We start from the raw sequence: 19,308 nt of genomic DNA, 5'->3' as shown, positions 1-19,308 counted from the left end.
GCATGTGCCAGAGCCCTATCACCAACATCGATATCAGCAAAGAGTATGACGAAAGCCTGGGCACCGACGACGTGCACTACCAGTCGTTCTCCCGCATGGCGGCCTTTTTTGGTCGCGACATGCAGGCGCACCGCCACGACCAGTTCTTTCAGATGCACTTTCTTGATACCGGGCAAATCGAGTTGCAGCTCGACGACCATCGCTATTCCGTACAGGCGCCGCTGTTTGTACTGACGCCCCCTTCGGTGCCGCACGCCTTTATCACCGAATCGGACAGCGACGGCCACGTGCTCACGGTGCGCGAGGATCTGATCTGGCCGCTTCTGGAGGTACTCTATCCCGGCACGCGGGAGACGTTTGGCCTGCCGGGGATCTGCCTGTCGCTGGCGGATAAGCCGGACGAGCTGGCGGCGCTGAAACACTACTGGCAGCTGATCGAGCGGGAATCTACCGCGCAGCTGCCGGGAGGGGAACATACGCTGGTGCTGCTGGCACAGGCGGTGTTCACCCTGCTGCTGCGTAACGCGAAGCTTGACGATCATGAAGCCTGCGGCATGCGCGGGGAGCTGAAGCTCTTCCAGCGCTTTAACCAGCTGATCGATATGCACTACCACCAGCACTGGACGGTACCGGATTACGCCAGCGCGTTGCATCTGACCGAATCGCGCCTGACCGACATCTGCCGCCGCTTCGCCAACCGCCCGCCGAAGCGTCTGATCTTCGATCGGCAGCTGCGGGAGGCGAGACGGTTACTGCTCTTTTCCGACAATGCGGTCAGCGAAATCGCCTGGCAGCTCGGGTTTAAAGATCCGGCCTATTTCGCGCGGTTCTTTAACCGACTGTCAGGCTGTTCGCCCAGCGCCTACCGGTCGCAAAAAGTACCGGTGTCGTGATTTCCCCGGTGGCGCTACGCTTACCGGGGCTACGTTCGCAGGGCGGGTAAGCGCAGGCCACCCGCCAACATCCCGCAACGATCACAAAACTAAATCCCGCCCGAAAAGTACCAGCCGTTGTCTCAATCGTCCCTTCACGGCAGCCTCTCCTCACGCTTCAATTACACAACAATAAAAAAACACAAATTTAACATTGTTCTTCCGAATACACTGAAAGAGGTAAACATGAAACCTGAAGATTTCCGCGCCGACGCTAAACGCCCCCTGACCGGCGAAGAGTACCTGAAAAGCCTTCAGGATGGCCGCGAGATATATATCTACGGCGAGCGCGTTAAAGATGTCACAACCCATCCGGCGTTTCGCAACGCGGCGGCCTCCGTGGCGCAGCTCTACGACGCGCTGCACAAACCTGACATGCAGGATAAGCTCTGCTGGAACACCGATACCGGCAACGGCGGCTATACCCATAAATTCTTCCGCGTGGCGAAAAGCCCCGACGATCTGCGCCAGCAGCGTGACGCCATCGCCGAGTGGTCGCGCTTAAGCTACGGCTGGATGGGCCGTACCCCTGATTACAAAGCGGCCTTTGGCTGCGCGCTGGGCGCCAACCCGGCCTTTTACGGCCAGTTCGAGCAGAACGCCCGCAACTGGTACACCCGCATTCAGGAGTCGGGCCTCTACTTTAACCACGCCATCGTTAACCCACCTATCGACCGCCACAAGCCGGCGGACGAGGTGAAAGATGTCTACATCAAGCTGGAGAAAGAGACCGACGCCGGGATCGTCGTCAGCGGCGCGAAAGTGGTTGCCACCAACTCGGCGCTGACCCACTACAACATGATCGGCTTTGGCTCCGCGCAGGTAATGGGCGAGAACCCCGATTTTGCGCTGATGTTCGTCGCGCCGATGGATGCGGAAGGGGTGAAGCTTATCTCCCGCGCCTCCTACGAAATGGTGGCGGGTGCCACCGGCTCGCCGTTCGACTATCCGCTCTCCAGCCGTTTTGATGAGAACGACGCGATTCTGGTGATGGATCATGTGCTGATCCCGTGGGAAAACGTGCTGATCTACCGTGATTTTGACCGCTGCCGCCGCTGGACGATGGAGGGGGGCTTTGCCCGCATGTATCCGCTGCAGGCCTGCGTACGTCTGGCGGTGAAGCTCGACTTTATCACCGCCCTGCTGAAAAAATCGCTGGAATGCACCGGCACCGTGGATTTCCGCGGAGTGCAGGCAGATCTGGGGGAAGTGGTGGCCTGGCGCAACATGTTCTGGGCGCTGAGCGACTCCATGTGTTCGGAAGCGACGCCGTGGATCAACGGGGCATATCTGCCGGATCACGCCGCGCTACAAACCTATCGCGTCATGGCGCCGATGGCCTACGCGAAGATCAAAAATATCATTGAGCGCAACGTTACCAGCGGCCTGATCTACCTGCCGTCGAGCACCCGCGATCTCAATAATCCGCAGATCGACCAGTACCTGGCGAAATATGTGCGCGGCTCCAACGGCATGGATCACGTCGAGCGCATCAAGATCCTGAAGCTGATGTGGGATGCCATCGGCAGCGAGTTTGGCGGACGCCACGAGCTGTATGAGATCAACTACTCCGGCAGCCAGGATGAGATCCGCCTGCAGTGCCTGCGCCAGGCGCAGACCTCCGGCAATATGGACAAGATGATGGCGATGGTGGATCGCTGCCTCTCCGAGTATGACCAGAACGGCTGGACCGTTCCGCATCTGCACAACAACAACGACATCAACCTGCTTGATAAGCTGCTGAAATAACGCGGCGGGAGGAGACCATGCAAGAACAACAACGCCTGAGTTTTCGCGATGCGATGGCCCACCTGTCGGCGGCGGTGAATATTGTGACCACCGACGGCGAAGCGGGATGCTGCGGCATTACCGCCACCGCCGTCTGCTCGGTGACGGATACGCCACCTTCGGTGATGGTTTGCATCAATGCCAACAGCGCCATGAACCCGGTTTTCCAGGGTAACGGCAGGCTCTGCATTAACGTGCTGAACCACGAGCAGGAGCTCATGGCCCGCCACTTCGCCGGGATGACCGGCATGGCGATGGAGGATCGTTTTGCTCTCTCCTGCTGGAGCCGCGGCCCGCTAGGGCAACCGCAGCTGAAAGGGTCGCTGGCAAGCCTGGAGGGTGAGATAAGCCAGGTGCAGACTATCGGCACCCATCTGGTCTATCTGGTTGAGATTAAAGATATTACCCTCAATCAGGAAGGGCATGGGCTGATCTACTTTAAGCGCCGCTTCCATCCGGTGATGATGGAGATGGAAGTGGTGGTGTAACGCTGCCCCGTTATATCCCCTCACCCCGACCCTCTCCCCAAAGGGGAGAGGGAGAAAACCGCACCGGACATCCTCTCTCCCCAAAGGAGAAAGGGAGAAAAGCGGGCTCGATCATTCCCCTCTCCCCTTTGGGGATGGGGAGAAAAGCGGGCTCGATCGTCCCCCTCTCCCCTTTGGGGATAGGGAGAAAAGCGGGCTCGATCGTTCCCCTCTCCCCTTTGGGAATAGGGAGAAAAGCGGGCTCGATCGTTCCCCTCTCCCCTTTGGGAATGGGGAGAAAAGCGGGCTCGATCATTCCCCTCTCCCCTTTGGGGACGGTGAGAAAAGCGGGCTCGATCATTCCCCTCTCCCCTTTGGGGAGAGGGTTAGGGTGAGGGGAAAACCAGTGATCTCAATCACATATTTCCTCCCGCTCACACTCCGCACAAACCGCTTACCCGCCTCTTTAACCGCTCAACCGCCCGACACAACCACTCACCGATTTCGCCCCGTTTACGCGCGCGAGGATCTGGCAAGATCGCCGTAGCATTACCGATTACCTCCTCAACAACACACGCTGACCCCTTTTAACACGTACAAATCAGGTCTTAATATGGATATGAAAAAACTCCTCAAGCACGTTCCCTGGGTGGCGCTCGGGATTATCGGTGCTTTCTGTCTGGCGGTTGTCGCGCTGCGACGGGGCGAGCATGTCAGCGCCCTGTGGATTGTCGTGGCGTCTGTTTCCGTCTATCTGGTGGCTTACCGCTACTACAGCCTTTACATCGCGCAGAAGGTGATGAAGCTCGACCCGACGCGCGCCACCCCGGCGGTCATTAACAATGACGGCCTCAACTATGTGCCAACCAACCGCTACGTGTTGTTCGGCCACCACTTTGCCGCCATCGCCGGCGCCGGCCCGCTGGTAGGGCCGGTACTGGCGGCGCAGATGGGCTACCTGCCGGGTACGCTCTGGCTGCTGGCGGGCGTGGTGCTGGCGGGGGCGGTGCAGGACTTTATGGTGCTGTTTATCTCCTCGCGCCGTAACGGTTCGTCGCTGGGCGAGATGGTGAAAGAAGAGATGGGCCGCGTGCCTGGCTCCATCGCCCTCTTTGGCTGCTTCCTTATCATGATCATCATCCTCGCGGTGCTGGCGCTGATCGTGGTAAAAGCGCTGGCCGAAAGCCCGTGGGGGGTCTTTACCGTCTGCTCCACGGTGCCAATTGCGCTGCTGATGGGCATCTATATGCGCTTTATCCGCCCGGGTCGCGTGGGTGAAGTGTCGGTGATTGGTATCGTGCTGCTGGTGGCTTCTATCTACTTCGGCGGCGTGATCGCCCACGATCCCTACTGGGGCCCGGCGCTGACCTTTAAAGATACCACCATCACCTTTACTCTGATCGGCTACGCCTTTGTCTCCGCCCTGCTGCCGGTATGGCTGATCCTGGCGCCGCGCGACTACCTCGCCACCTTCCTGAAAATCGGCGTGATTGTCGGCCTGGCGCTGGGCATCGTCATCCTCAACCCGGATCTGAAAATGCCCGCGGTCACGCCGTACATCGACGGCACCGGCCCGCTGTGGAAAGGCGCCCTCTTCCCGTACCTCTTTATCACCATCGCCTGTGGCGCGGTATCAGGCTTCCATGCGCTGATCTCTTCCGGCACCACGCCGAAGCTGCTGGCGAATGAAACCGACGCCCGCTTTATCGGCTACGGCGCCATGCTGATGGAGTCTTTCGTGGCGATTATGGCGCTGGTGGCGGCTTCGATTATCGAACCTGGCCTCTACTTCGCGATGAACACCCCGCCTGCGGGCCTGGGCATCACCATGCCGAACCTGCATGAGATGGGTGGCGAAAACGCGGCGCTGATTATGGCGCAACTGAAGGATGCCAGCGCCCACGCGGCGGCGACCGTCAGCTCCTGGGGCTTTGTCATCTCCCCTGAGCAGATCATGCAGACCGCGAAAGATATCGGTGAACCATCGGTACTGAACCGTGCGGGCGGCGCGCCGACGCTGGCTGTGGGTATCGCTCACGTGTTCCACAAAGTGCTGCCGTGGGCGGATATGGGCTTCTGGTACCACTTCGGTATTCTGTTTGAAGCGCTGTTCATTCTGACCGCGCTGGACGCCGGTACCCGTGCGGGCCGCTTTATGCTGCAGGATCTGCTGGGCAACTTTGTTCCGTTCCTCAAGAAAACCGACTCTCTGGTGGCGGGCGTACTCGGCACTGCGGGCTGCGTCGGCCTGTGGGGATACCTGCTCTATCAGGGCGTGGTCGATCCGCTGGGCGGCGTGAAGAGCCTGTGGCCGCTGTTCGGCATCTCCAACCAGATGCTGGCTGCCGTGGCGCTGGTACTTGCCACCGTGGTGCTGGTGAAGATGAAGCGCACCCAATACATCTGGGTAACGGTCGTTCCGGCGCTGTGGCTGCTGCTCTGCACCACCTGGGCGCTGGGGATGAAGCTCTTCAGCAGCGATCCGCAGCTGGAAGGGTTCTTCTTTATGGCTAACCAGTACAAAGAGAAGATTGCTGCAGGCGGCGGGGATCTCACCGCGCAGCAGATGGCGAACATGAACCATATCGTGGTGAACAACTATACCAACGCGGGTCTGAGCATTCTCTTCCTGGTCGTGGTTTACAGCATCATCTTCTATGGCATTAAAACCTGGATGAAGGTGCGTAACGCCGAAGGCCGTACCGATAAAGAGACGCCGTACGTGCCGGTTCCGGAAGGCGGCGTGAAGACCTCTTCACACCATTGATCCATGCTTTGCCCCTCACCCCGGCACTCTCCCCAAAGGGGAGAGGGAGAAAAGCGAGCCCGATCGGTCCCCTCTTCCCTTTGGGGAGAGGGAGAAAAGCGAGCCCGATCGGTCCCCTCTCCCCAAAGGGGAGAGGGTTAGGGTGAGGGGAAAAGGCCCGGCCAGAGGTTGCTGGGCCTTTTCCTTATCAGAATGCGTGATGTCTGGTAACGTAGGCGAAGCGAAAAAGGAGAGCATATGAGACCTATCGCAGTTACCCTGCTGACCGGCTTTCTTGGCGCCGGTAAAACCACCCTGCTGCGCCACATTCTGAACGAACAGCACGGCTTTAAAATCGCGGTGATTGAAAACGAGTTCGGCGAAGTCTCCGTGGACGATCAGCTTATCGGCGACCGCGCCACGCAGATCAAGACCCTGACTAACGGCTGTATCTGCTGCACCCGCTCTAACGAATTAGAAGATGCCCTGCTCGACCTGCTGGAGAGCCGCGATCGCGGCGAGATCGCCTTCGACCGCCTGGTCATCGAATGTACCGGCATGGCGGACCCCGGCCCGATTATCCAGACCTTTTTCTCCCACGAGATCCTCTGCCAGCGCTACCTGCTGGACGGCGTGATTGCGCTGGTCGACGCGGTACATGCGGACCAGCAGATGGACCAGTTCACTATCGCCCAGTCGCAGGTGGGCTACGCCGACCGCATTCTGCTGACTAAAACCGACGTGGCGGGCGAAAGCGAAAAGCTGCGCGAGCGTCTGGGCCGCATCAACGCCCGCGCGCCGATTTACACCGTGACGCACGGGGATATCGACCTGTCGCAGCTCTTTGATACCAACGGCTTTATGCTGGAAGAGAATGTCACCTCCAGGCCGCGCTTCCACTTTATGGCCGACAAGCAAAACGACGTCGCCTCCATCGTGGTGGAGCTGGACTACCCGGTGGATATCAGCGAAGTGTCACGCGTGATGGAAAACCTGCTGCTGTCGTTTGCCGACAAGCTGCTGCGCTACAAAGGGATGCTCTGGATCGACGGCGAGCCGAATCGCCTGCTTTTTCAGGGCGTACAGCGCCTCTACAGCGCCGACTGGGATCGCCCGTGGGGCGAAGAAGAGCCGCGCAGCGTGATGGTGTTTATCGGCATTCAGCTGCCGGAAGAGGAGATACGTGCAGCGTTTGCGGGGCTGAGAAAATAACCGCCAGCGTCCCCTCTCCCCCCGGGGAGAGAAAAGCAGGCCCGGGCTACCTGACAGCAGGCTCGATCGGTCCCCTCTCCCCTTCGGGGAGAGGGTCAGGGTGAGGGGAAAACTTATTTCAGCGCCTCCGGCAGCGTCACCACCCACAGTTCGCTCTCTGACTCCGGCTTCTGCAGCGGCTTCACGGCGAGAGTGGTAGCGACCGGTTTGTCATCCAGCGTCAGCGCGCCCTGCGCATTCACCCGATAATCCTTCAGCTTTTTGCCCTCGACCGGGTTTTGCATCACCGCTTTCACCCCAAAGTCGTTGTCGTTCGCGACCGCCAGCGTTTTACTGTCGATCAGCGCCAGCCCTTCGGCCTTCTCCTGCTGCCAGCCAAGCGCGCGCAGATCGACTACCTGAGTTTTAGACGCAAGCGTAATACCGCGCTGTGCCAGCGTTTTCGCATCATCAAACTCCGGATACTCGCCCGGCTTATCGAAAGCGGCCAGATCGCTCGCCTTGCTCAGATCCACTTTGTAGATGAGGTTACGCATCGCGTCGTTTTTATCTTCGCCCTGCTCAATCAGCAGGATATGCTGATTATCGAGCGCCACGATGTCGCCAATTTTGGCGTCGCTGTTTTTGCCGTAGGCCGCGCTGTCGAGCGGATAGCCGTACATCGCCGTTTTGCCGGTCGCCGGGTCGAAGCTCACCAGACGGGTGAACAGCGCCTGCTTTTTGCTCTTGCCGTCGATATCCAGCGTACTCTGTACGGCGGCGATAATTCGTCCGTCCGGCATCCGGGTAAGCCCTTCAAAGCCCCGGTTCGGTTGACGCCATTTGATGATGTTCGGCAGGCCGCCCGCGATCGATTTTTCCCCTTCCGCCGCCTGCGGCCCGTGAATCGCCAGGATCTTCCCCTGGCTGTCGATGTTAATCAGGAACGGCCCATACTCATCGCACAGCCAGTAGCCCCCTTTCCCGTCCGGCGTGATGCCTTCCGTATCCAGCCCCCGGTTGTCGCCCGTCAGCACCTTTAAGGCGTCGCTGAAGGCCACCTCATTCGTGGAGCCGATCACGCCGCTTTGCAGCGGCAGACCATTGATTTTGCCTTTATCATCATGCAGCGGGCGGGCATCCACCGCCTCCGCTTTGCCGTTTCGCAGGCGAATAGTCATCAGCAGCGGCGCGAAATCGGGCGCGACGAAAACTTTGGCTTCGTTCTCACCCGCTTTTGGCGAATCGGCGTTCGGACCGCGATCGGTCACGGTCGTAAAGGTCAGGTCATCGCCCTGCCTGCCGGGAAACAGCAACCCAGAGCCTACCCCCACCGGGAGTCCATCCGGGAAGGCGCTGGCAAACGCACCGTGGTAGCTTACGCGCGTCCCTTCGGGAAAGCTGACCACATAGCGCTCCGCGGTGGGTTGCGCTGCCAGGGCAGAGAAAGAGAGTGCACAGCCGATCAGCAGAGGAATAATTTTTCTTTTCATGTTGTTAGCATCCATAAAGTGAAGCCCACAACGTAATGAATAAACGTGTCAGGAAAATGACATGAACAAGAGAGGGCGGAGCATCATGCTTCTGCCGCTGACGGTTTTGCACTTTCCCCCCGCTTCCCTCTATCCTTACCCTTATGGAAAAATTATCTGAACTCAAACGCGCCAAGCGGCTGGCGCTGTCGCTGCTGCTGATAGCCGCCGCGGCCTTCATCACCACCCTCTTCCTGCCGCAAACCTTCTGGGTGCGCGGCGTGAAGGCGATAGCCGAAGCGGCGATGGTCGGCGCGCTGGCGGACTGGTTTGCGGTGGTGGCGCTGTTTCGCCGGGTGCCGATCCCCTTTATCTCCCGCCATACCGCAATTATTCCGCGCAATAAAGACCGGATTGGCGACAATCTCGGCCAGTTTGTGCAGGAGAAGTTTCTGGATACCCAGTCGCTGGTGGCGCTGATCCGCCGCCACGAGCCGGCGCTGCTGATTGGTAACTGGTTCAGCCAGCCCGATAACGCCCGGCGCGTCGGGCAGCATCTGCTGCAGGTGATGAGCGGTTTTCTGGAGCTGACCGATGACGGACGCATCCAGCGTCTGCTCAAGCGGGCGGTGCATAAGGCTATCGACAAGGTCGATCTCACCCAAACCAGCGCCCTGATGCTGGAGAGCATGACTAAAAATAACCGCCACCAGGTACTGCTCGACGCCATTATCCATCGCCTCATCGCCCTGCTGCAGCGGGAGAGCAGCCGGGAGTTTATCGCCGCGCAGATTGTTCACTGGCTTAAGACCGAGCATCCGCGCAAGGCGAAGCTGCTGCCCACCGAGTGGCTGGGGGATCAGAGCGCTGAGATGGTCTCCAACGCGGTGAATACCCTGCTGGATGACATCAGCCACGATCGCACGCACCAGATCCGCCAGGCGTTCGATCGCGCCATGGGAAAATTTATCGATAACCTGAAAAACGATCCGGAGATGGCGGCCAAAACCGATAACATCAAGCTCTATCTGAAAAACGATGAGGCGTTTAACCGCTACCTGGGAGAGATCTGGGGCGATCTGCGCCAGTGGCTCAAAGCGGATATGCAGAGCGACGAGTCGCGCGTTAAGCAGCGCATCGCCAGCGCCGGGCAGTGGTTTGGGGAAACGCTTATCGCCGACGCCAGCCTGCGCGCTTCCCTTAACGAGCATCTGGAGCAGGCCGCGCAGCGCGTGGCGCCGGAGTTCGCCGGATTTTTAACCCGCCATATCAGCGATACGGTGAAAAGCTGGGATGCCAAAGAGATGTCGCAGCAGATCGAACTCAATATCGGCAAGGATCTGCAGTTTATTCGCGTCAACGGCACCCTGGTGGGCGGCACGATCGGGCTGATCCTCTTTTTACTGTCGCAGATCCCTGTCCTGCTGCCGCTGTAAACAAAGGCGAGGCGGTGTGGTTTTTACCAGGAAATACTGCGATAACGTTAATGCCTGATGGCGCTACGCTTATCAGGCCTACAAAGGCCATGACCACTCAATGCCTTACATCACTTGTAGGCCGGGTAAGGCGCAGCCGCCACCCGGCATAAAAGGGATATTTAGTATCGCTTCGTGGTGATGTCAGAGAGAGAATGGAGGAAAGAATTATTAATGCTTCGGGGAATAACGAAATAACAAAACCCGACGGACGCTATGCCGCCGGGCGGGTACTGTCAGGTGTAACCAGGGCGCTTAATTACGCCTCCTGCCACCCGGCCATAACCTCTTTGTGATCCTTCGACAAGGTCACTTTGTTGCCTTCCACTTTATCCACCCAGCTCAGCGGCAGATAGTGGTGTTTACCGCCGGATGCGGAATCGCTGCGGGTGAGTTTGATGCGTTCGCCATCAATATGGTCAACGGTGCCGACGTGAGTACCGCAGCTGGCAATAACTTCAGAATGTTCTTTAATCTGGCTCTTATCTACCATGATGTTTCTCCTCTTTCGATTATTGAGGTGTGACATATTATTTTGGGACACGGGATTAACTGTAGACCATATTTTCCGGGGCAGCCTTGTTGTTATTATTTTGAAACATCTCTAACGAAGCGCTGAAATATTTCCGGCACAAAAATAAGAATCAGATGAATTTAGTTACCGGCAGCAATTATGGGCATATAATTAATACACGCACTCAACAAGGAGGCATTAATGGAAATACGTGATAATCGTACTGAAATTTCATTAGCTCTTGGTGAAGCGGTATTAGATATCGTGCAAAAAGGGCAGGACGTGTCGCGGGAAAATATCGCGCGCACCATGAAGTTTAAAGCGGAGCGAGAACGTGATGACGATCGGCTGTTAAATTACTGGAAAGCCTGCAATTTGCTGATCTAAAAAATCGGCGTCAGCTTGCGCTGACGCCGCCACTATTTTATTCGTCAAAATACCAGTAGCCCTGGTTAATGAGCGTGGTCAGCTCATCAATAAAACGTTCGTCTTCGACCGCCTTACCCAGTTCATCGCTCCCCAGCTCCGTAAAGCGGCAGAGCGCATCGGCGGCGGCGGTATCGCTCACCTCCAGCGGCTCGCTGTTGACGAAAAAGCTGTCTTCCACGTTGATCACCCGCAGCCCGCTCAGACGGGTCAGCCTTTCGCCCCCCTGCAGCGCGTCGCGCACCTCTTTCGCGGTATAAGGCGGCTCTGCCGAGGCGATATCCAGCTCGTGACGCGGGGTGGTGACAAAGCTGCCGAACCACTTCTTAAAGTTTTCCGGCTCGCTAAGGGTATCGATCATCATCTGGCGCAGGCGTTCCAGCTCGTGGCGCTCCACGCGCCCGGGGTGCTCGCGGCAGGTGAGATCGGGATCGCTGTAATGCTCGCCCCCCAGATCGTTTTCCAGCGCGTAGTCGGCGAAGCTACTCAGCAGATCGCGTCCGTTTGGCCCGCGAAAGCCCACCGAATAGTTCATCGTCGCTTCAAAGGTGAAGCCGTCGTGGGGGAATCCCGGCGGAATATAGAGGATATCCCCCGGCGCCATCTCTTCTTCAATGATCGGCTCAAAGGGGTCGACATGCAGCAGCGCCGGATGCGGGCAGAACTGGCGCATCGGCAGCTTGTCGCCCACGCGCCAGCGGCGGCGGCCCATCCCCTGAATGATAAAGACATCATACTGATCGATATGCGGCCCCACGCCGCCGCCCGGTACTGAGAAAGAGATCATCAGATCGTCGAGACGCCAGTCCGGCAGCACGCGGAACGGACGCACCAGCTCGGCGGCAGGGAGATGCCAGTGGTTGACCGCCTGCGCCAGCAGGGACCAGCCGCTCTCCCCCAGGTTATCAAAATGTTCAAACGGGCCGTGGCTGGCCTGCCATTGGCCGTTCACGTGGCTCACCAGGCGGCTATCCACCTCCGGCTCCATCGCCAGGCCGGCAAGCTCATCCGGGGTGATCGGATCGACAAAGTCGGGAAATGCGTTTTTCAGCACGACAGGCTGCTTTTGCCAGTATTTTTCAAGAAATTCCGGCCAGTTTATATTGAGTTGATACGCCATGGGTTACACCAGTATGAGGGTAGACAGGCGCGATTATAAGAGAGGGGGAGAGCGGTCACTTTGTCGTGGGTCAACGCGGCGCGCGGGCGTCAGTAAATGGCTGGCGCGAACGCCAGCCAGAGAGCGTCAGTCGATTTTCAGCTCGTCGTAGTGGCTGATGATCTTGCCGACGATCCCGTAATCCAGCGCCTCGGCAGGAGACATCCAGAAGTTACGATCGGTATCTTTTTTCACTTTCTCCAGCGGCTGGCCGGTGGCGTCAGCGATCAGCTTATTCACGCGCTCAAGCATACGGATGATTTCGCGGGCTTCGATCTCAATGTCCGTCGCCTGGCCGCGCACGCCGCCCAGCGGCTGGTGGATCATAAAGCGGGTGTTCGGCAGCGCGTAGCGGTGCTCTTTTTTCGCGGCAAGGAAGATGGTGATCCCGGCGCTGGCGACCCAGCCGGTGCCAATCACATGCACTTCCGGGCGGATGAACTTGATAAAGTCGTGGATGGTGTCGCCCGCCTCCACGTGGCCGCCCTGGCTATTGATGTAGAGTTTGATCGGATCGTTGCTGACGCTTTGCAGCAGGATCATCTGGGTGATCACTTTCTCTGCCAGCGCCTGGTTGATCTCCCCGGAGATCACAATCGAGTGTGACTCCAGCAGCTTCTGCTGCAGCGCCGCGCCAGGGGTGGATTCAGCTTTATCCGTGTCGTTATCTTTCATGGTGTAGTACATAGGTGTTGCCTCAGCGATTAGCGCGTAAAACCAGAGTGTAGCCTGTTTTTTTCCTGAAAAGCCATCTGCCGTGCGCATCGTTCGCCGGCAGGGCGTTCCTGTCGATAATCGTCACTAAAAAGTTACCATATTGTTAAATAATAATGATAATGAGTGTGTTACCATCAGGATATATTCTGGTTTACCCTGCCCTGACGGCAGGACAACTTTTTACCTTATTGATCTCTTCCCGGGGCGATGAATGGAACACATTGTATATGTGGTTGATGACGATCGCGCGGTGCGGCAATCCGTTATCGGGCTGCTGGAGTCGGCGGGCCTGAACGCGCTGGGCTTCTCCTCGGCCGAAACATTTCTTCAACACGCTTTTGCCGATATCCCCTCCTGCGTGATCCTCGATATGCAACTTCCCGCCATCAACGGCTTTGAGGTGGCAGACGCCCTTAAGGCCAACGGGCGCGACATTCCGGTCATTTTTCTGACCGGCCACGGCACCATTCCCATGTCCGTACGGGCCATCAAGGGGGGCGCCTGCGAGTTTTTAACCAAGCCGGTAGCAGCGGACGCGCTGATTGAGGCTACCGAAACGGCGCTGGCGCTGGCGGCGGAAAACGGTGCGCGGCTGCGGGAATATTACGCCCTTAAACAACGCTATCAGTCGCTTACCCCGCGTGAGCAGGAGGTGTTGCAGCTGGCGATCAGTGGGCTGCTGAACAAGCAGATCGCCGCCGAACTGGGCGTCAGCGAAATCACCGTGAAGGTGCATCGCCGACGGGTAATGGAGAAGATGCAGGTGCGCTCTGTCGCCGAGCTGGTCAGGGCTGTGGAGCGCCTGATCCACAGCCCTGACCGTTAATCCTCCGGCTGCGCCAGCGGCAGCGTGAAGGAGAACACGGAACCAAAGGGGGCGTTCGGACGCACGCTGAGCTTGCCCCGGTGCCGCTCGATAATGGTGGTGCTGATCGCCAGCCCCATCCCCATTCCCTGCGCTTTGGTCGAGTAAAACGAATCAAAGATCCGCTCCAGCTGCCCAGGTTCAATCCCGGTGCCGGTATCCGCGACCTCCACGGCGATCGTCTCCGCCCCGTCGTTGCGGGTTGAAAGCACCAGCGCGCACGGCCTTGTTACAATCTCCGCCATCGCCTCCACGGCGTTCATCACCAGGTTCAGCAGCACCTGCTGGATCTGCACGCTGTCGCCGGTGATAACGCTGCGGCTGGCCGCCAGCGAATAGTTGACGACAATGCGCCGCTGCTCCAGCTCGCTACGCGACAGAGAGAGAATATGGCGGATGAGAGTATGCAGATCGATGCGCGAAAATGCCGGATCCTGTTTGCGCGTCAGGGCCTGCAGGCTGCGGATAATCTCCCCGGCGCGTTCGCCTTCGTCGACAATCTCCTTCAGCCCGTCGCGTACCTTATCCAGCCGGGCCGGATCGCGGTTTAGCCAGCGCAGGCTCGCCCCGGCGTTCGAGACAATGGACATCAGCGGCTGGTTGATCTCATGGGCGATGGAGGAAGTCAGTTGCCCCACCGTGGTGGCGCGCGAGACGCGGGCCAGATCAGCCTGCGCCACCCGCATCGCATCCTCCGCCGCCCGCTGGCTGGTGATATCGGTGATGATGCCGTAGTACTCGTTCACTTCGCTGCCCACTCCCACCGGATCGCCAATGCCCAGAATGTAGCGCGGGGTACCGTCGGCGCGGATGATGCGAAACTCCGCCCGCATGGTCAGGCCTTCGCGCACGCTCTCCGTCACCAGCGCGCTGATGCGGGCATAGTCGTCCGGATGGACGAAGGTCAAAAACTCCGCCATGGAGATCATCTTTTGCTGTTCGGGCAGGCCGAGAATACGGGCGTATTCCTCCGAGATAAACATCAGATCCTGCTGTAGCTCCCAGCGCCAGCTTCCGGTATGGCTGATCTGCTCCCCCAGCATCAGGGAGGTCTGGCTGGCGCGCAGCTCTTTCTCCACCCGGCGACGCTGAAGGTTCTCCGCGAGCAGTTCGGCGTAGAGACGGGCGGTTTCGAGGGAGATCGCCGCCTGCGCCCCCAGCAGGCTGACCACGCGGGAGTGTTCTGCGGTAAAGACCTCCGGCATCAGCCGGTTTTCAAGGTAGAGCACTCCCACCAGCCGCGCCTGCTTAAACATCGGAACGCACATCACCGCCGCGCCGGAGGTGACCAGATAGGGATCCTGGCTGAAGGGGTGAAACGCCTCCGGCCTGCCGGTGCGGATCTCCTGCCCGGTTCGGATCACGGCGCAAAGCACCGACAGCGGCATATCCGTCGCCATCGGCGTCTCTTTCATAATGCGCACCCGCACCCCTTCCGTGCTGGTCCAGGCGCTGGCCTCGATTTCCGGCACCGCGCTCTCGCTGACGCGCAGCAGCAGGCCGCGTTGCGCGCCTGCTCGCTCCAGCAGAATGGTCATCAGGTTTTTGATCAGCCGCTCAAGGTTGATCTCCTCCGAGAGGGCGCGCGAGGCTTTAATCACGCTTTGCAGATCGCGGATGGTTTCATCCCGGGCGAAAGCCAGCGTGTCGTAAGGGCTGGCCTGGCCGGAGGCCTGCAGATGCGGGAAATCCTGCTCGATCTGGCGCACCTTCGCCTGCGCCCCGGCGCGTCCCCAGGCGGCGATGGCGCCGCGAAAATGGGCGTCCGACGCGGTCTGGTAGCCGCAGGCCAGCGCAAACCGCCCGGCCAGCTCGTGAGCCAGCGCGTTAAGGGGGTTAAAGCCCCCCTCGCGCGACAGCCTGACCGCTTTCTCATATTGCTCCAGCGCGATGCTGTTCATGCCGTCCAGCCGGACAATTTCGGCATAGATCAGCGCCTCTTTGTCGGCAAAGGTGGTGGGGTTTATCCGCGCCCAGAGGGCGATTTTGTCGTAATGCTGATGGATACGGCGGCGAAGATCGGCCGAAAAGGTCTCCGGCGTCAGCTGCCGGGAGAGCGCCAGCGCGCTGTAGAGATGGTAGTCCAGCAGATGAATATGGCCGGGGGCCGACCAGGCATAGTGCCCGGCATGCTCCAGCTCCGCCTGCGCCTCGCCATATTCGCCGCAGGCAAAATGAGCCATCCCTCTGTAGAGCCAGAACCAGAACAGCATGGTGGCGTTCTGCTCCGGCGAGACGGCCAGCAGAGTGTCAGGCAGAATGTTCGCCGCGCTCCAGTCGCCGCCCGGCGGCCTGCGCAGAAACTCCACGTAGCGGCGCTGCACCGTGAGAATGCTCTCCACATCCTGAAAATGGGTTTTACGCACAAAGGCCAGCCCGCGTTCAATACTGGTCAGGACGCCGTCGAGGTGATCCCCCCGGGAGAGGAAGTTGATAATCTGGTGACAGATAGCGAAGCAGGCGATCGTCGTATCCCCGTGGGTGACGGCGGTGGTAAAACAGGCTTTCGCGCAGTCGATGGTCCAGGAGAGCGGCTGGGTCCAGACGCTCAGTTGGTCGAGCGGGAGTAGCGTTTTGGCCTCAAACGCATCGTAGCCGTGCCGCGTCACCAGCTCGCGAGCCAGCGTGCCGTACTCAAACCCCAGCCGGTACTCGGCGTAGCGATGACCAATCAGCACGCCAAACCAGGCCATGGCGGTGGTGGACGCGCCGGAAATGCCGTGATCGAGGGTAAGGTGCATCATCCGACAGAGCAGCAAAAAGTGCAGCCGCGGGCAGGCGAAGCTGGCAAAGATGCTGGCGCTGTAGAGCAGATTCATCACCGCTTCGGTTTGCGGATCGTTCATGCGCGCCAGCGGCGCGAAGTGGCGCGAAGGCGAGGTGCCGCCCCGCTCGCAGAGCCGTTGCCATGCCGCGTCGCACTCGGCGGGAGTCGGGTGACGGCTGATCTCAATGCCGAACGCCGCCAGCCAGTTAAGGGCCGCCTCCAGCGCGAGCCGGTTGTCCGACTGGCGCATATAGACTTCCACCAGCAGGTTTGCCGCCAGCGCTTTTTCCATCAGCCCGCAGGGCGAACTGAGGAGGGCGTCGCACAGCTCGCGGGTTTTCTCCAGATTCCCCAGGGCAAACTCGCAGCCCGCCTCCTCGATATCCAGGCTGAAGTTGCTCACGCCGCCCGAGGGGAGAACGTGGTTGCCAAGCGCTCTGGCAGTGCGAATATAGCCCAGCGCGGAGAGATAATCGCCGGTGCGCCTGGCACGCTGCGCCGCCAGCAGGCTCAGCTCGCGAAACTGCTGGCGCTGCTGCGCAGGCTGGATGGCGTCCAGCGCGGCGGTAACGTGGTGGACGGCGCGAAACAGCAGTTCATTGCCCGCCGCCTGCCGCGCCGCGTCGGCCAGCAGGCTGGCGGTGGTCAGGTGAATAGCGCTCTTTTCACCAGCGTCCAGCAGAGCGAAGGCGGCCTCCTGCACCCGGTCATGAAGAAAGGCGTAACCCTTCTCCGACAGCACAATGAGCTGCGCCACCACCGCCGGATGGAGCGCGTAGCGGATCTCCGCCTGGGTCATACTGAGTACCCGACATATCATCCCCAGCTCGCCAGTACAGCCGAGGCAGGCGATACTGCCCAGCAGCCTGCGCGTCTCCTGCGGCAGCTCCTTTAGCTGCTGGAGCATCAGCGTCACCACGTTTTCGGTGTAGTGGCGCGTGCGGATGGCATGGAGATCGTAATGCCAGCGATCCTGATATTTGTTGTGCACCACCAGCCCGTCATCGACGATGCGGCGGAAAAATTCGTTCACGAACAGCGGGTTGCCGCCGGTCTTTTCGTGGATCAGGGTGGCGAGATCCATTACGCAGGCGCTGCGGGTATGGAAGATGGCGGCCAGCCAGCGCGCCACCGCTTTCACATTAAGCGGCTGAGGCACCACGCGGGTTACTTTCGCCGCCGCGTCCGGCAGGCTCGCCAGCTGCTGTTGCAGCACGCTCTCCCCCGGCGCGTTGATATCCCGGTGTGCCACCACCGTCAGCAACGGAATGGAGCCGCTGGTCAGCAGCAGATGGCGGAGCAGATGCAGGCTGGCGGCGTCGATCCACTGGATATCATCCAGCAGCAGCACCAGCGGACGTCCCTGGGTAGCGAACGTTCTCACCAGCACCAGCGCCATATGGCTGAAGCGCGCCCGCGGATCGATGGAAAAAGATTCTGCTGAAAAGCGCGGCGTGCGATCGAGCAGCAACCCCAGCTCCGGCACAAAGCTCACCGCCAGCTCCTCATAACCCTCCAGCGCCCGCGTCAGCCGCAGCTTCCACTGGGCGATCTCCTCCGCGGGCAGCCCCAGCAGGTGCAGCGTCAGGGTGCGAAAAGCGGAGCTGAGTACCCCGTAAGGCAGAGAAGGGGAAAATTGATCCCCCTTCCCCACCGCCAGCCAGACCCGGCGCTGTTGCAGCGCCTTCAGGGCGGTCGCCACCACGGAGGATTTGCCGATGCCGGACGGACCGCTGACGATAGCAAGCTCAGGCGTCACGCTGCGCTCCACCCGCTCGAAGGCGGCCACCAGCTCGCCCGCCTGCGAGTGCGCGGCATAGAGCGTATCCGCCAGGTGAACCACCGGGGAGCGATCCTGCTGGCCGGGGGTGAACGGCGCAATCTCCCCTTCGGCGGTGAGGGTCGCCTGGCAGCGGCGCAGATCGGCGATCAGCCCGTCGACCGTCTGGTAGCGGTTCTGCGGATCTTTCTCCAGCAGCTTAAGAATGATAAGTGAGAGCATTTCGGGCACGTCCGGCCTCACCTCGCCGGGGGCCAGCGGCTCGGAGGCGATATGGTAATGGGCCCAGTGCGCATGGTCGTCATCGCTCACCTCGAACGGCAGACGGCCGGTCAACTGCTCATAGAGCACCATCCCGAGGCTGTAGAGATCGCTTCGGGCATCCACGCCGCGCCGGGTGCGCGCCGTATGTTCCGGAGACATATAGGCGGGCGTGCCGCCGGGGTGCGCCAGCCGGGTACGGGATAACGTGTCCGGGAAGGTTCCTGAGAGCCCAAAACCGCCCAGCCGGCAGGTGGCGTCGTGATGCACGAAGATATTGCCGGGCTTGATGTCGCCGTGGATCAGGTTGTGCAGGTGCATCTGGCGCAGCGGCGCGCAGATGCGGAGCGCCTGTTCGATAAAGCGGTCCAGCCCGGAGACGGCACGCCCGGCGCGACGCGCCAGCAGCTCAAAGGCGAACGGGGCATAGACCAGCGCAAAACGGCCGCGGTACTGGGTGCTGGCGACGGCGCGGATCGCCCACCCATCCTGAAGATAATCGCGCAGCGCCAGCTCATTTTTCAACAGCCGCGTCGCCTGCTCTTCGTCATCGTCGCTCATCGCCGTGGCGATAATAAACGAGCCGCCGGACTGGGGATGACGGGCGTTCATCCACGCGATGCAGCCCTCCTGCGCCAGCAAGGTAAAGAGGACATCCTCTTTCAGCACAAAAGCGCGTCCTTCGTGAAGATTTCCCTGAGCAGGCCAGAACAGGGGCAGCGCGTTGTCATTCATTCACGATCCTTAC

At 59.9% G+C, this 19,308-nt stretch carries 13 protein-coding genes; 8 read left to right on the top strand and 5 right to left on the bottom strand.

Annotated features, from left to right (window positions below; genetic code table 11):
* Positions 1-2: 2 nt before the first annotated feature.
* The 5 genes from hpaA to yjiA all read left to right on the top strand — a co-directional run bounded on the left by hpaA (position 3) and on the right by yjiA (position 7,145).
* Positions 3-893, top strand: a complete 891-nt coding sequence (gene hpaA / locus BN3796_RS08045; protein WP_061707849.1) for a 4-hydroxyphenylacetate catabolism regulatory protein HpaA — start codon at positions 3-5, stop codon at positions 891-893.
* Positions 894-1,118: 225 nt separating this feature from the next.
* Positions 1,119-2,681, top strand: coding sequence for a 4-hydroxyphenylacetate 3-monooxygenase, oxygenase component (gene hpaB / locus BN3796_RS08040; RefSeq protein ID WP_061707848.1), 1,563 nt, complete (start codon positions 1,119-1,121; stop codon positions 2,679-2,681).
* A gap of 17 nt (positions 2,682-2,698) precedes the next feature.
* Entirely contained in the window at positions 2,699-3,208 is a 510-nt protein-coding gene (locus BN3796_RS08035) for a 4-hydroxyphenylacetate 3-monooxygenase reductase subunit (protein WP_061707847.1), read from the top strand.
* A 592-nt stretch (positions 3,209-3,800) separates the two neighbouring features.
* Entirely contained in the window at positions 3,801-5,954 is a 2,154-nt protein-coding gene (locus BN3796_RS08025) for a carbon starvation CstA family protein (protein WP_061707845.1), read from the top strand.
* Positions 5,955-6,191: 237 nt separating this feature from the next.
* Positions 6,192-7,145 (top strand): GTPase, encoded by a 954-nt coding sequence (gene yjiA / locus BN3796_RS08020; protein ID WP_061707844.1) that lies wholly within the window; start codon positions 6,192-6,194, stop codon positions 7,143-7,145.
* Positions 7,146-7,258: 113 nt separating this feature from the next.
* Here yjiA and BN3796_RS08015 read toward each other — a convergent pair whose 3' ends face one another.
* Positions 7,259-8,617, bottom strand: a complete 1,359-nt coding sequence (locus BN3796_RS08015) for an esterase-like activity of phytase family protein (RefSeq protein WP_061707843.1) — start codon at positions 8,615-8,617, stop codon at positions 7,259-7,261.
* Between the two features lie 143 nt (positions 8,618-8,760).
* Here BN3796_RS08015 and BN3796_RS08010 point away from each other — a divergent pair, with 143 nt between their 5' ends.
* Complete coding sequence (locus tag BN3796_RS08010; RefSeq protein WP_061707842.1) at positions 8,761-10,032, top strand: DUF445 domain-containing protein; 1,272 nt, start codon at positions 8,761-8,763, stop codon at positions 10,030-10,032.
* 298 nt (positions 10,033-10,330) lie between these two features.
* Here the strand turns inward: BN3796_RS08010 and BN3796_RS08005 are convergent, their stop codons facing one another.
* A complete protein-coding gene (locus tag BN3796_RS08005; RefSeq protein WP_061707841.1) occupies positions 10,331-10,564 on the bottom strand; it encodes a DUF2171 domain-containing protein in 234 nt (77 codons plus the stop codon).
* Between the two features lie 222 nt (positions 10,565-10,786).
* On the opposite strand from BN3796_RS08005, the gene BN3796_RS08000 reads away from it, so the two are divergent.
* Positions 10,787-10,972: a hypothetical protein gene (locus tag BN3796_RS08000; protein WP_061707840.1), complete on the top strand. Its 186-nt coding sequence runs from the start codon at positions 10,787-10,789 to the stop codon at positions 10,970-10,972.
* A gap of 37 nt (positions 10,973-11,009) precedes the next feature.
* Here BN3796_RS08000 and BN3796_RS07995 read toward each other — a convergent pair whose 3' ends face one another.
* Together BN3796_RS07995 and BN3796_RS07990 are read right to left on the bottom strand one after the other, a co-directional pair.
* On the bottom strand, positions 11,010-12,131 hold the full coding sequence (locus BN3796_RS07995) for a ribosomal protein uL16 3-hydroxylase (protein WP_061707839.1): 1,122 nt from the start codon (positions 12,129-12,131) through the stop codon (positions 11,010-11,012).
* 126 nt (positions 12,132-12,257) lie between these two features.
* Entirely contained in the window at positions 12,258-12,857 is a 600-nt protein-coding gene (locus BN3796_RS07990) for an ATP-dependent Clp protease proteolytic subunit (RefSeq protein WP_061707838.1), read from the bottom strand.
* A 241-nt stretch (positions 12,858-13,098) separates the two neighbouring features.
* Between BN3796_RS07990 and BN3796_RS07985 the strand changes: the two genes are divergently transcribed.
* Positions 13,099-13,713: a response regulator transcription factor gene (locus tag BN3796_RS07985; protein WP_061707837.1), complete on the top strand. Its 615-nt coding sequence runs from the start codon at positions 13,099-13,101 to the stop codon at positions 13,711-13,713.
* On the opposite strand, the gene BN3796_RS07980 is transcribed toward BN3796_RS07985, so the two are convergent.
* The gene (locus BN3796_RS07980) at positions 13,710-19,295 is read right to left on the bottom strand and encodes a trifunctional serine/threonine-protein kinase/ATP-binding protein/sensor histidine kinase (RefSeq protein WP_061707836.1); all 5,586 of its coding nucleotides are present in this window, start codon (positions 19,293-19,295) and stop codon (positions 13,710-13,712) included. The two genes, BN3796_RS07985 and BN3796_RS07980, sit on opposite strands and share 4 nt — an antisense overlap.
* Positions 19,296-19,308 lie beyond the last annotated feature (13 nt).

The organism is Pseudenterobacter timonensis, assembly GCF_900021175.1.
In the GTDB taxonomy this organism is placed as follows: domain Bacteria; phylum Pseudomonadota; class Gammaproteobacteria; order Enterobacterales; family Enterobacteriaceae; genus Enterobacter; species Enterobacter timonensis.
Note: the sequence above shows the minus strand (reverse complement) of the source record. Positions and strands in the feature narration are given on the sequence as shown.

Excerpts from the sequence above, each read along its gene's own strand:
- hpaA (WP_061707849.1), top strand. The coding sequence starts at position 3 with ATGTGCCAGAGCCCTATCACCAACATCGATATCAGCAAAGAGTATGAC.
- hpaB (WP_061707848.1), top strand. The coding sequence starts at position 1,119 with ATGAAACCTGAAGATTTCCGCGCCGACGCTAAACGCCCCCTGACCGGC.
- BN3796_RS08035 (WP_061707847.1), top strand. The coding sequence starts at position 2,699 with ATGCAAGAACAACAACGCCTGAGTTTTCGCGATGCGATGGCCCACCTG.
- BN3796_RS08025 (WP_061707845.1), top strand. The coding sequence starts at position 3,801 with ATGGATATGAAAAAACTCCTCAAGCACGTTCCCTGGGTGGCGCTCGGG.
- yjiA (WP_061707844.1), top strand. The coding sequence starts at position 6,192 with ATGAGACCTATCGCAGTTACCCTGCTGACCGGCTTTCTTGGCGCCGGT.
- BN3796_RS08015 (WP_061707843.1), bottom strand. The coding sequence starts at position 8,617 with ATGAAAAGAAAAATTATTCCTCTGCTGATCGGCTGTGCACTCTCTTTC.
- BN3796_RS08010 (WP_061707842.1), top strand. The coding sequence starts at position 8,761 with ATGGAAAAATTATCTGAACTCAAACGCGCCAAGCGGCTGGCGCTGTCG.
- BN3796_RS08005 (WP_061707841.1), bottom strand. The coding sequence starts at position 10,564 with ATGGTAGATAAGAGCCAGATTAAAGAACATTCTGAAGTTATTGCCAGC.
- BN3796_RS08000 (WP_061707840.1), top strand. The coding sequence starts at position 10,787 with ATGGAAATACGTGATAATCGTACTGAAATTTCATTAGCTCTTGGTGAA.
- BN3796_RS07995 (WP_061707839.1), bottom strand. The coding sequence starts at position 12,131 with ATGGCGTATCAACTCAATATAAACTGGCCGGAATTTCTTGAAAAATAC.
- BN3796_RS07990 (WP_061707838.1), bottom strand. The coding sequence starts at position 12,857 with ATGTACTACACCATGAAAGATAACGACACGGATAAAGCTGAATCCACC.
- BN3796_RS07985 (WP_061707837.1), top strand. The coding sequence starts at position 13,099 with ATGGAACACATTGTATATGTGGTTGATGACGATCGCGCGGTGCGGCAA.
- BN3796_RS07980 (WP_061707836.1), bottom strand. The coding sequence starts at position 19,295 with ATGAATGACAACGCGCTGCCCCTGTTCTGGCCTGCTCAGGGAAATCTT.